A 10,287-nucleotide genomic window follows, 5' to 3' on the forward strand; every position below is an offset into this window, starting at 1 on the left:
CACCCGCCCGCCCTGGACCGCGCTGCGCGCGGACGGGGTTGCGCGCCGCACGCGGCCCGGGGAGGCCGTGGCGGCCACGAGGCGGTGTCCCGGCGCTCCGCGCGGGATGCCCACCCGCCCGCCTTTCTCGCGCTGCGCGCGGGTGGTGGCGGGGCCGCCGCGCTGCGCGCGGCTGGGCCGGGTGCGGTTGCGTCAGCGCTCCGCGGGGGGGCCCACCCACCCGCCGCGTTTCGCGCTGCGCGCGGGTGGGCCCACGGCGGCTGCGCCGCCGGGCCGCGCGAGGCCACCCGCCAAGGGCGGGTGGGTGGGCGCGGCACGGCCGCCAGGCCGCGGCTCAGGCCCAGCGTCCAGCGGCCACGCGCCCAGCGGCCACGCGCCCAGCGGAGCCTCAGTCCAGGCCGCGTTCGATCGCGTAGCGGACCAGTTCGGCGCGGTTGTGGAGCTGGAGCTTGCCCAGCGTGTTCTGGACGTGGTTCTGGACCGTCCGGTGCGAGATCACCAGGCGTTCGGCGATCTGCCGGTAGGTGAGCCCCTTGGCGACCAGCCGCAGCACCTCCGTCTCCCGCTCCGTGAGGTGCGGAACGTCGTCGGCGACGGCGGTCGAGGCCGCGGCGGCAGCCGCCAGGCGGCGGTACTCGCCGAGGACGAGGCCGGCCAGCCCTGGGGTGAAGACCGGTTCGCCGGCCGCCGTGCGGCGGACCGCGTCGACCAGTTCCGCCGCGCTCGCGGACTTCACCAGGTAGCCGGTGGCGCCCGCCTTCACCGCCTCCAGCACGTCCCGCTGCTCGCCGCTCGCGGACAGCACGAGCACCCTGACCTCGCCCGCCAGCTGGCGGCAGACCTCGGCGCCCGGCAGCCCCGGCAGGTTGAGGTCGAGCACCAGCACGTCCGGCCGCGCGGCCCGCGCCCGGCTCACGGCCTGGGGGCCCTCGCCCGCCGTGGCGACGACCTCCATGCCGGCCTCGCCCAGGTCGCGGGCCACCGCGTCGCGCCACATCGGGTGGTCGTCGACCACCATCACCCGCACCGCGGTTGTCGACGAACTCACCGGTCCACTCCCTTCGGCACCCGCAACTCGACCTCCGTGCCCTGTCCGGGCACCGACCCCCACTCGGCGCCGCCGCCGAGGTCGCGCAGCCGCCCCCGGATGGACTGGGCCACGCCGAGGCGGCCCTCGGCCGCCGCCACGGCGAGCCGGCCAGGGGGGATGCCGGGCCCGTCGTCCCGCACCGTGACGAGCACCGCGTCGGGCTCGTCCTCCAGCAGTATCCACGCGCTGGCGGTCGGCCCGGCGTGCCGGCGGACGTTGTCGAGGGCGGCCTCCACGGCTGCCGTCAGCTCGCGCGCCGCCCGGGCCGGCAGTTCGACGGGCGTGCCGGGCCCCACGAGGGTGACGCGCTCGTCGCGCCCGGCGGCGGCCGCCAGCAGCGCCCCGAGGTCCTCGCGCTCCGACGCCACCGGCGTGCGCGGGGGCGCGTCGGCGACCAGCGTCCGCAGCGCCCGCTCCTGCTCGCCGGCCAGCCGGCCGAGCTCGGCGGCCTCGCCGCCGAGCGCCGTGCCGCGCCGCTGGACCATCGCGAGCACCTGGAGCACGCCGTCGTGGATGTCCCTGGCCAGCCGCTCGCGCTCCCTGGTGGCCGCCTCGATCCGCAGCGCCCTGGCCAGCGCCCGCTCGCTGGCCCGCGCCACCTCGACCACGTAGCCGATGGCGACGGCCGCCACGCACACCAGCACGGCGTTGTGCAGCGCCGTCCCGGAGAGGCGGCCGTCCTCGGCGAGGTTGGCGGCCCCCATGCCGACCGCTGCCGCGCCGCCCCAGCGCCAGCCGCCCTTGAGGGCGACGGCGAGCACCGATCCCGCGACCCAGATCGACGGCAGCGTCGGTCCGACCGTCGCGTGCGGGTCGGCGGCCAGGGTGAGGAGCGTGCCGCCCACCGCCATCGTCAGGTCGACGGCCAGGAACCGGGGGGTGCAGCGCTCGGCCGAGGCCACCAGGGGGGTGGTGAACAGCGTCCAGAGGGTGAGCGCGGCCAGGTAGCCGGCGCCGACCAGTGGTCGGCCGTAGTCGTCGTGGGCGAGGAGGAAGAGGCCGAGCGCGTAGGTCAGGGTCAGCAGCCGGTAGCCGGTGAGCGCGCGCCACAGCGGTCGCTCCACGGACATGCGCGCTACTCCTTCGACTCCCCGGGGGCCGCGTCTCCCGACTCGTCCTTGGCCGCCTCGGCCAGCATCCGCTTGGCGACGGTGGCGTACATGTCCACGTACTCCTGGCCGGAGAGCTTCATGATCGCGTACATGACCTGGTCGGTCACCGAGCGGAGGATGAAGCGGTCCCCGTCCATCCCCTGGTAGCGGCTGAAGTCGAGCGGCTCGCCGATCCGGATGCCGGGCCGCATCAGCTTGGGGACGACCTTGCCCGGCGGCTGGATCTTCTCGGTGTCGATCATGGCGACGGGTATCACCGGTGCCCCGGTGGCCAGGGCTATCCGGGCCAGGCCGCCGGGCTTGCCGCGGTAGAGGCGGCCGTCGGGGGAACGCGTGCCCTCGGGGTAGATGCCGAACAGCTCGCCCCGCTCGATCACCGATATGCCGCTGCGTATCGCGGCCTCGCCGGCGGCGCGCCCGCCGGAGCGGTCCACCGGCAGCTGGCCGACGCCCTTGAAGAAGGCGGCCGTCAGCCGGCCCTTGAGCCCGGGCGAGGTGAAGTACTCGGCCTTGGCGATGAAGGTGACCTTGCGGTCGAGCACGGCCGGCAGGAAGAAGGAGTCGGAGAACGACAGGTGGTTGCTGGCGAGGATCGCCGGCCCCTCGGCGGGCACGTGTTCGCCGCCTTCCACCCAGGGGCGGAAGACCACCTTGAGTCCCGCCCCGACGGACATCTTCATCGCCCCGTACAGCACCCCGTCAACCTCCCGTGTTCTATGAGGCCGACCTTACTGGGGAATAGGGTTACTGGCGCCCTACGAGCCGAACGGAGCGAGCAGACGATGCGCCTTCTTCCCGGGGCGGAGCCCTACGCACACCACGGCTCGTCGACCGGCGTCCTACTGTGTCACGGATTCACCGGCACCCCGCACTCCCTGCGCCCCTGGGCCGAGCACCTGGCGGACCGCGGCCTGACCGTCTCGCTGCCGCTGCTGCCCGGGCACGGCACCCGCTGGCAGGACATGCGGCACACCGGCTGGGCGGACTGGTACGCGACGGTCGACCGGGAGCTGCGGGAGCTCGGGCGCCGCTGCGAGACGGTGTTCGTGTGCGGTCTCTCGATGGGCGGCGCGCTGGCGCTGCGGCTCGCGGCCCGGCACGGCGCCGCGGTGGCCGGGGTCGCCGTCGTCAATCCGGGGGTCACCTTCCCCTCCAGGGCGGGTTTCCTGCTGCCGGTGCTGCGCCACGTGGTGCCGAGCGCCAAGGGGATCGTCTCCGACATAGCGAAGGAGGGCGTCACGGAGTCGGGGTACGACCGGGTGCCGCTGCACGCGGCCCACTCGCTGCGCGCGCTACAGCGGCTGGTGCGGACCGAACTGCCGCGCGTCACCCAGCCGTTGCTGCTGATGCGCAGCGCGGAGGACCATGTGGTCGCGCCGGGGGACGCGGCGCTGGTCCGCTCCCGGGTGTCCTCGACCGACGTGACCGAGGTGCTGTTGCCGTCGAGCTTTCACGTGGCCACCCTCGACCACGACGCGGAGCGTATCTTTCAAGAGACGGACGCCTTCATCACCCGGCTTGCACCGGCTCGCGACAAGGAAGACTCTCCGTGACGGAACGTGACCAGGAGCGCGGCGACGGCCGTGACCCGATCGACGAGGAAGCCGCGTGGGCCGAGATCGTCGCCGGCTACGGCGAGGAGCCGGCCGATCCCCCTGGCGTCTGGCCGAAGGCTGGCGAGGTCGATCTGACGGACACGGTCGACCGGGTGCCGGTGGCCGAGCCCGCGGAAGGGCCGGCCGACGCCCCGGCGGGCGCCGGCCCCGCCGGCGGGCCGCTGAGCGGGCCCAGGGACTGGGAGGCCGCGGAGGACGAGGACGAGGACCACTTCGTGCCGCCGGAGCCGCCGCCGCTGCCGGAGACGGACCTGACCACCAAGCTGGCGTGGATCGCGGTGCTCGGCGGCCCGCTGCTGCTGCTCGGCGCCGTGCTGCTGCAGCAGCGGATGACCTGGTGGCTCGTCACCCTGGGCGTGGGCGGCTTCCTGGGCGGCTTCGCCACCCTGATCACCCGGTTGCGGGACGGCCACGACGACGACTTCAGGGACCCGGGCAGCGGCGCCGTCGTCTGACCCGGCCGCGCGGCCTCAGGCGGTGATCCTGGCCAGCACCGGCAGGTGGTCGGTGGCGGCCCGCAGGTCGGCCGGGGCCGGCTCCTCGGGCACGCCGCAGCCGAGCACGGTCACCGCCTGGGTGCACAGCACGGCGTCGATGCGACGCTCGGGGCCGGCCGCGGGCGAGGTGAACTCGCCGCCCTCCGGGGCGAGGTCCCAGGCGTCCCGCAGGCCGCGCGAGGCCAGCAGGCGGAACGCGGTGCCGCCCGGGTCCTCGTTGAGGTCGCCCGCCAGCACCGCGGCCGGGGCGCCGAGCGCGGCGAGCCGGTCGGCGACCAGCGGCGCGTGCCGGCGGCGCTCGGCGGCCCGCAGGCTCAGATGGCAGCTGACCACGGCGAGCCTGGGCCCGCCGGCGAACCTGAGCACGGCGGTGGCCAGGCCCCTGCGGTGCAGGCCCGGGGTGTGGGGCAGGGTGAGGTCGCCGGCCGACTCGACGAGGACCCGCGGCGCCGCCATGATCATCGGGCCGGTGGCCGAGGCGCCCCCGCTCACCAGGTAGAGGCCGGTCGCCCGCGCCAGCCGCGCCACCCGGCGCCGCCAGCCGAGGAAGCGCGGGGCCTCCTGGACGCACAGCACGTCGGGGGCGCAGGCGCGGATCACCCGGGCGAGCGCCGCCGTGTCGTCCCGCATCGAGCGGATGTTGTAGCTGAGCAGCCGCACCTCGGTCGGCATGGGGCCGCCGGTGCTCAGCCCTGGCGGGCCAGGTCGGCGGCGCCCACGAGGCCCGCCCTGCCGCCGAGTTGGGCGGCCAGGACCTGGGCGTGCGGCCGGTAGCGGCCGCCGACCAGCCAGCGGCGGAAGGACTTGCGGATCGGTTCGAGCACCAGGTCGCCCTCGTCCGAGACGCCGCCGCCCACGATGAAGGCGGCCGGGTCGAACAGCGAGGCGAGGTCGGCGAGGCCGGCGCCGGCCCAGCGGGCCAGCTCGCGGAAGGAGTCGACGGCGACCTTGTCGCCGCGCCTGGCGGCCGCGCTGACGTGCTTGCCCTCGATGCCCTCCGGGGTGCCGTCGCCCAGGCCGAGCAGCACCTCGGCGGCCTCCGGGGTGGCGGTGGCGCGCTGCCGCGCGTAGCGGACGAGGGCGCGCCCCGAGGCGTACTGCTCCCAGCAGCCCTGGCTGCCGCAGCCGCACAGCAGCCCGTCCGGGACCACCCGGACGTGGCCGAACTCGCCGGCGACGCCGAACCGGCCGCGGTAGAGCCGGCCGCCCACGATGATGCCGCCGCCGATACCGGTGCCCAGGGTCACGCAGATGACGTCGTCGTGGCCGGCGCCCGCGCCGAACCGGTACTCGCCCCAGGCGGCGGCGTTGGCGTCGTTCTCCACGACCACGGGCATGCCGACCCGCTGCTCGACCTTGTCCTTCAGGGCCTCGCGGCGCCAGTAGATGTTGGGCGCGAACAGCACGGTGGCGCGCTTGTCGTCCACATAGCCGGCGGCGCCGATGCCCACGGCCTCGGCCGAGCTGCCGCTGCCCACGGTCTTGACGGCGTGCGCGATGGCCTCCACGACGCCCTCGGGGGTGGGCGGGGTCGGCACCTGGCAGGTGTCGAGGATGGCGCCCTGCTCGTCCACCACGCCGGCCGCGATCTTCGTCCCGCCGATGTCGACGCCGATGGTCAGTCCCATGTGTCCCTGTATCCCTCAAGTGATGTCAGTGGATCCCCGCTCGCGAACACGGTACCGGAGCGGGGCCGGGCTGACCGCCCCGCGTCAGTCCAGGTCGATGCGGTGCGAAGGGCCCTCGGCGGGCGGGTCGTTCGGCTTCTCGGACGCGGTCTCCGGCTGCTGTGCCGGCTGCTGCGCGGGCCGCTCGGACGGCTGTTCGGCGTCCCGGGTCCAGCGCTGCTCGTGGGAGAGGACGGCCGCCCGGTAGGCGGCGAGCAACTCCTGGCCCGCGTTGGCCAGATGCTGGATCGCCTCGGCGTTGCGCTCCAGCACCGGCTCGACCGCGGCCCTGGCCTGGGCCGCGAGCCCGGCCCCCGCCAGGCCGCCGAGACCGCCGAGGCTCCCGCCCAGGCGGCCGAGTTGGCCGGTGATGGCCTCCGCGAGCCTGCGCAGCTCCTCAACCGCGTCACCGGTCGCGGGCGGCGGCTCGCCGTGCTCGCGGCGCCGGCGCTCCCGCTCGGCGGCCAGGTCCTCGGCGCAGGCCTCGGCCCAGGCGTCCTCGTCGGCGGCGCCGGCTCCCCGCGCGCCGTGCTGCTGTGCGTCGTCCCGGTCGACGTCGTCGCTCATCGCGGCCCTCCGATGCGTGTGCCGTCGCTCTCGACGGTACCCCGGGTCAGCCGGCGCGCGGGACGCCGGCCAGGGCCCGGTCCGGCCAGCGGTCCGGGTCGGGGGCGAAGCGGACGGCCAGTTCGGCGGCGTCGGTGAAGGCCGCGCCGGCCACCGTGCAGCGGCGCAGCGCGGCGGGCAGCGACAGGGCACGGCGGAACGGGCCCGTGGTGACGAGGAGTTCGTCGCCGCGGCGGACCAGGCCGAGGTCGTCGCGGGTGGCGCCGGGCAGCGGCAGGTGCCAGACCAGCAGCCCGTCGGTGGCCAGCCGGTCCTCGACGGTCGGCTCGGCGGCCCCGGCGTCCCCCGGCTCGCCGAGCGGCGGCAGCGGCAGCTCGGCCAGGTCGGCGGGGCGCACCGGCCGGCCGAGGTGCGGCACCGGGTGCGGGGCGGCGAGGCGGGTGGCGCGGGTGAACTCGTCGAGGACCGCGCGCTGCCCGGCGGCCAGGCCGGCGAGCAGCGGGTCGCCCGAGCCGGCCGGCAGCAGTCGGTTGGCGATCAGCGCCTCGACGCCGACGCCGTGCAGCGCCAGGCCGGCGCGGGCGGCGCGGCCCAGCGCGGCGGAGCGCTCGGTGGGGTCGAGGACGAGCCGGACGGCGGTGCCGGGGCCCTCGACCAGCCGCTGGAGGGCGGCCAGCTCGCCGTCCCAGCGGTCCGCGGTCTCGTAGAGGCTCTGGGCCGGCAGCGGCACGCCCAGCAGCTGGGCGACCAGGGGACGCAGGGCGCGGGCCGTCTGCCGCTCGGGCGGCAGCAGCCGGCGCAGGTAGCGGCGGAGCTGCCCGGGCAGGGCGAGCGCGCGGATCGCCTCGGTGACCGGCGGCAGGTCGACCACCACGAGCGACCAGCGGCCGGCGGCGTGCGCGGTCCGCAGCGCGTGCAGCAGGGCGAGCGGGGCGGCGCCCGGCAGCTCGGTGAGCTCGTCGTCGTCGAGGACGCCGGCGCCCAGCGCGTCGAGGGCCGGCCGCATGTGCCGCTGGGCGGCCAGCACGCCGGCGCGGAACCGGCCGGCCGCGTCGACCCTGGCGACGGCCGGCCCGTCGGCGAACTCGACCGGCTCCTCGGGCCAGGCGGGCGGGGCGGTGCCGAGCAGCGCGGCGAGCCGGTCGGCCGGCTCCTGGCTGAGCAGCAGCGTCGACCGGCCGGCGCGGGCGGCGGCGACCGCGGTGGCGGCGGCGACCGTGCTGGTGCCGTCCCCGCCGGGTCCGGTCACCAGCAGGGTGCGGGCGCCGGGCGCCTCGTCCGTCACTCGGGGACGCTCTCGACGCGCTTCTTCAGACCGGCCAGGGCCCGGTCGATGATGACCTTCTCGGCCTTGCGCTTGATGCTGCCCAGCATCGGGATCTTGACGTCGACGGTCAGCTGGTAGGTGACTTCGGAGTGCTTGCCGCCGGCCACCGGCTCCACCCGGTAGGAGCCGTCGAGGGTGCGCAGCATCCGGGACCTCACCAGCGACCAGCGGATCTCGTGCTCGTCCGGGTACTGGTAGGCGAGGGTGTGCTCGTCCTTGATGGCGCCCGCGTCGAGCAGCAGCCTGACCTCCTCGGCGCGGCCGTCCGGGCCGCGCTCGAGGATCTCGGCCTCCTTGACCTCTCCCGTCCACTCCGGGTAGCGGCCGAAGTCGGCGATCACCGCCATGACCTCGGCCGGGGTGGCTTCGATGGTGATGCTCGACCTGGTGTGCTCGGCCATGGCCATGGCTCCTCGCGAATCTCCCGCTGCCTTCCGTCGAAGGCTATCGCGCGCCGCCGCGCGCCCCGCACGGGAGGCGCCGCGTGCCGATCGGAGTACCCTGCGCGAGGGGTGGAAAAGCGACTTCCCCGGCAAAACACGGCAACAAGGAGCGTCAGTGCGTGAGTTCGGCCTTCCCGCCCGTTACGAGGTGCCGCCGGGCGGCAGCCTGGCCGACGTGCCGCGCGGCAACGCGGAGCGCGTGCCGGACCTCGCGGTCCTGGCCAGGCGGCGGGACGACGGCGGCTGGGACGACGTGTCGGCGAGCGCCTTCCACGCGGAGGTGCGGGCCGTCGCCAAGGGCCTGCTGGCCTCCGGCGTCCGCCCCGGCGACCGGGTCGGGCTGCTCTCCCGCACCCGCTACGAGTGGACGCTCCTCGACTTCGCGATCTGGACGGCCGGCGCGGTCTCGGTGCCGGTCTACGAGACCAGCTCCGCCGAGCAGGCCGCCTGGAACCTCTCCGACTCGGGCGCGGTCGCGGTGGTCGTGGAGAGCCGGGACCACCTGGCGACGGTGACGGCGCTCACCGACCGGCTGCCGGAGCTGCGCACCGTGTGGTGCCTCGACCCGGACGAGGGGCCCGGCGCGATCACCGCCCTGCGGGACGCCGGCGCCGACGTGCCGGACGGCGACCTCGACGCGGCCACGGCCACCGTCACCCCGGACTCCCCCGCCACCATCGTCTACACCTCGGGCACCACGGGCCGCCCCAAGGGCTGCCTGCTCACCCACCGCGCGTTCCTCACCGTCAGCGGCAACGCGCTCGCCCGCCTCGGGCCGCTGTTCCGCAGCGGCCAGGGTTCACTGCTGCTGTTCCTGCCGCTGGCGCACGTCTTCGCCCGGATGGTCCAGGTGGCGACGCAGCTCGCGCCCATCAGGCTGGGCCACGTGCCGGACGTGACCACCCTCACCGACGACCTGGCCTCGTTCCGGCCGACCATCGTGCTCGGCGTCCCCCGGGTCTTCGAGAAGGTCTACAACGCCGCCAGGACCAAGGCCGAGGAGGAGGGCAAGGGCCGGGTCTTCGACCGCGCCGCCCGCACCGCCGAGCGGTACAGCCGGGCGCTCGACACCCCCCGCGGCCCCGGGCCCGCGCTCCGGCTGACGCACCGGCTCTTCGACACGCTGGTCTACCGGCGGCTGCGGGCCGCCCTCGGTGGCCGCGCCACGCACGCCATCAGCGGCGGCGCGCCGCTCGGCGACCGCCTCGGGCACTTCTTCCGCGGCGTCGGCTTCACGGTGCTCGAGGGGTACGGCCTCACCGAGACGTGCGCGCCGACCGCGTTCAACCCGGCCGACGCGCCCCGCATCGGCACGGTCGGCCCGCCGGTGCCCGGCACGCTGATGCGGATCGCCGACGACGGCGAGATCCTGGTCCGCGGCGACCACCTCTTCCGCGGCTACTGGAACAACGAGGCCGCCACCCGCGAGGCCATGACGGGCGGCTGGTTCCACACCGGTGACCTGGGCTCCCTCGACGCCGACGGCTACCTGACGGTCACCGGCCGCAAGCGGGAGATCCTGGTGACGGCGGGCGGCAAGAACGTGGCCCCCGCGGTCATCGAGGACCGGGTGCGGGCGCACGCGCTGATCGCCGAGTGCCTGGTGGTGGGCGACGGCCGGCCCTACGTGGCGGCGCTGATCACCCTGGACGACGAGTTCCTGCCGCGCTGGGCGGCGGACCACGGCCTCGGCGACCTGCCGCGCGAGGAACTGCTGCGGCGGGACGAACTGCGGGCGGCGGTCCAGGAGGCCGTCGACGACGGCAACGCGGCGGTCTCCCGCGCCGAGTCCATCCGCCGCTTCCACGTGCTCCCCGGCCAGTTCACGGAGTCCGCCGGGCACGTGACGCCGTCGCTGAAGCTGCGGCGGCATGTGGTGACGAAGGACTTCGCGAGGGAGATCGACGACCTGTACGGCGGGGCGTGACGCGCTCTCACCCACCGAACGGTTTTCCCCCACCCACCCGC

The 10,287-nt window shown here is 75.9% G+C and carries 11 protein-coding genes; 3 read left to right on the top strand and 8 right to left on the bottom strand.

The features are described 5' to 3' along the window. Positions 1 to 388 precede the first annotated feature (388 nt). The 3 genes from RNC47_RS34925 to RNC47_RS34935 are packed head-to-tail and all read right to left on the bottom strand — an operon-like array spanning position 389 to position 2,882. The gene (locus RNC47_RS34925) at positions 389 to 1,018 is read right to left on the bottom strand and encodes a response regulator transcription factor (protein ID WP_311604782.1); all 630 of its coding nucleotides are present in this window, start codon (positions 1,016 to 1,018) and stop codon (positions 389 to 391) included. Positions 1,019 to 1,044: 26 nt separating this feature from the next. Beyond that, positions 1,045 to 2,160 carry a MacS family sensor histidine kinase gene (macS, locus tag RNC47_RS34930; protein WP_311604768.1) on the bottom strand — a complete coding sequence of 372 codons (1,116 nt, stop codon included), beginning with the start codon at positions 2,158 to 2,160 and terminating at the stop codon, positions 1,045 to 1,047. A gap of 5 nt (positions 2,161 to 2,165) precedes the next feature. Next, positions 2,166 to 2,882, bottom strand: coding sequence for a lysophospholipid acyltransferase family protein (locus RNC47_RS34935; RefSeq protein WP_311604769.1), 717 nt, complete (start codon positions 2,880 to 2,882; stop codon positions 2,166 to 2,168). 102 nt (positions 2,883 to 2,984) lie between these two features. On the opposite strand from RNC47_RS34935, the gene RNC47_RS34940 reads away from it, so the two are divergent. Next, positions 2,985 to 3,755, top strand: coding sequence for an alpha/beta hydrolase (locus tag RNC47_RS34940; RefSeq protein ID WP_311604772.1), 771 nt, complete (start codon positions 2,985 to 2,987; stop codon positions 3,753 to 3,755). Then, positions 3,752 to 4,273, top strand: coding sequence for a hypothetical protein (locus RNC47_RS34945; RefSeq protein ID WP_311604773.1), 522 nt, complete (start codon positions 3,752 to 3,754; stop codon positions 4,271 to 4,273). Before RNC47_RS34940 ends, RNC47_RS34945 begins: the two co-directional genes overlap by 4 nt. Positions 4,274 to 4,288: 15 nt before the next feature. On the opposite strand, the gene RNC47_RS34950 is transcribed toward RNC47_RS34945, so the two are convergent. The 5 genes from RNC47_RS34950 to RNC47_RS34970 all read right to left on the bottom strand — a co-directional run bounded on the left by RNC47_RS34950 (position 4,289) and on the right by RNC47_RS34970 (position 8,277). Continuing rightward, complete coding sequence (locus RNC47_RS34950; protein ID WP_311604775.1) at positions 4,289 to 4,987, bottom strand: endonuclease/exonuclease/phosphatase family protein; 699 nt, start codon at positions 4,985 to 4,987, stop codon at positions 4,289 to 4,291. Between the two features lie 14 nt (positions 4,988 to 5,001). After that, the gene (locus tag RNC47_RS34955; protein WP_311604776.1) at positions 5,002 to 5,943 is read right to left on the bottom strand and encodes an ROK family glucokinase; all 942 of its coding nucleotides are present in this window, start codon (positions 5,941 to 5,943) and stop codon (positions 5,002 to 5,004) included. An 84-nt stretch (positions 5,944 to 6,027) separates the two neighbouring features. After that, positions 6,028 to 6,549, bottom strand: coding sequence for a DUF5304 family protein (locus tag RNC47_RS34960; RefSeq protein WP_311604777.1), 522 nt, complete (start codon positions 6,547 to 6,549; stop codon positions 6,028 to 6,030). A 46-nt stretch (positions 6,550 to 6,595) separates the two neighbouring features. Continuing rightward, a complete protein-coding gene (locus RNC47_RS34965) occupies positions 6,596 to 7,834 on the bottom strand; it encodes an ArsA family ATPase (protein ID WP_311604778.1) in 1,239 nt (412 codons plus the stop codon). Beyond that, positions 7,831 to 8,277 carry an SRPBCC family protein gene (locus RNC47_RS34970; protein WP_311604780.1) on the bottom strand — a complete coding sequence of 149 codons (447 nt, stop codon included), beginning with the start codon at positions 8,275 to 8,277 and terminating at the stop codon, positions 7,831 to 7,833. The genes RNC47_RS34965 and RNC47_RS34970 overlap by 4 nt, the downstream gene beginning before the upstream one ends. A gap of 157 nt (positions 8,278 to 8,434) precedes the next feature. Here RNC47_RS34970 and RNC47_RS34975 point away from each other — a divergent pair, with 157 nt between their 5' ends. Beyond that, positions 8,435 to 10,246, top strand: coding sequence for an AMP-dependent synthetase/ligase (locus tag RNC47_RS34975; RefSeq protein ID WP_311604781.1), 1,812 nt, complete (start codon positions 8,435 to 8,437; stop codon positions 10,244 to 10,246). Positions 10,247 to 10,287: the final 41 nt, after the last annotated feature.

Origin of the sequence: Streptomyces millisiae, assembly GCF_031845425.1 — a bacterium.
Classification (GTDB): Bacteria; Actinomycetota; Actinomycetes; order Streptomycetales; family Streptomycetaceae; genus Streptomyces; species Streptomyces millisiae.

Excerpts from the sequence above, each read along its gene's own strand:
- RNC47_RS34925 (WP_311604782.1), bottom strand. The coding sequence starts at position 1,018 with ATGGTGGTCGACGACCACCCGATGTGGCGCGACGCGGTGGCCCGCGAC.
- macS (WP_311604768.1), bottom strand. The coding sequence starts at position 2,160 with ATGTCCGTGGAGCGACCGCTGTGGCGCGCGCTCACCGGCTACCGGCTG.
- RNC47_RS34935 (WP_311604769.1), bottom strand. The coding sequence starts at position 2,882 with ATGAAGATGTCCGTCGGGGCGGGACTCAAGGTGGTCTTCCGCCCCTGG.
- RNC47_RS34940 (WP_311604772.1), top strand. The coding sequence starts at position 2,985 with ATGCGCCTTCTTCCCGGGGCGGAGCCCTACGCACACCACGGCTCGTCG.
- RNC47_RS34950 (WP_311604775.1), bottom strand. The coding sequence starts at position 4,987 with ATGCCGACCGAGGTGCGGCTGCTCAGCTACAACATCCGCTCGATGCGG.
- RNC47_RS34955 (WP_311604776.1), bottom strand. The coding sequence starts at position 5,943 with ATGGGACTGACCATCGGCGTCGACATCGGCGGGACGAAGATCGCGGCC.
- RNC47_RS34960 (WP_311604777.1), bottom strand. The coding sequence starts at position 6,549 with ATGAGCGACGACGTCGACCGGGACGACGCACAGCAGCACGGCGCGCGG.
- RNC47_RS34970 (WP_311604780.1), bottom strand. The coding sequence starts at position 8,277 with ATGGCCGAGCACACCAGGTCGAGCATCACCATCGAAGCCACCCCGGCC.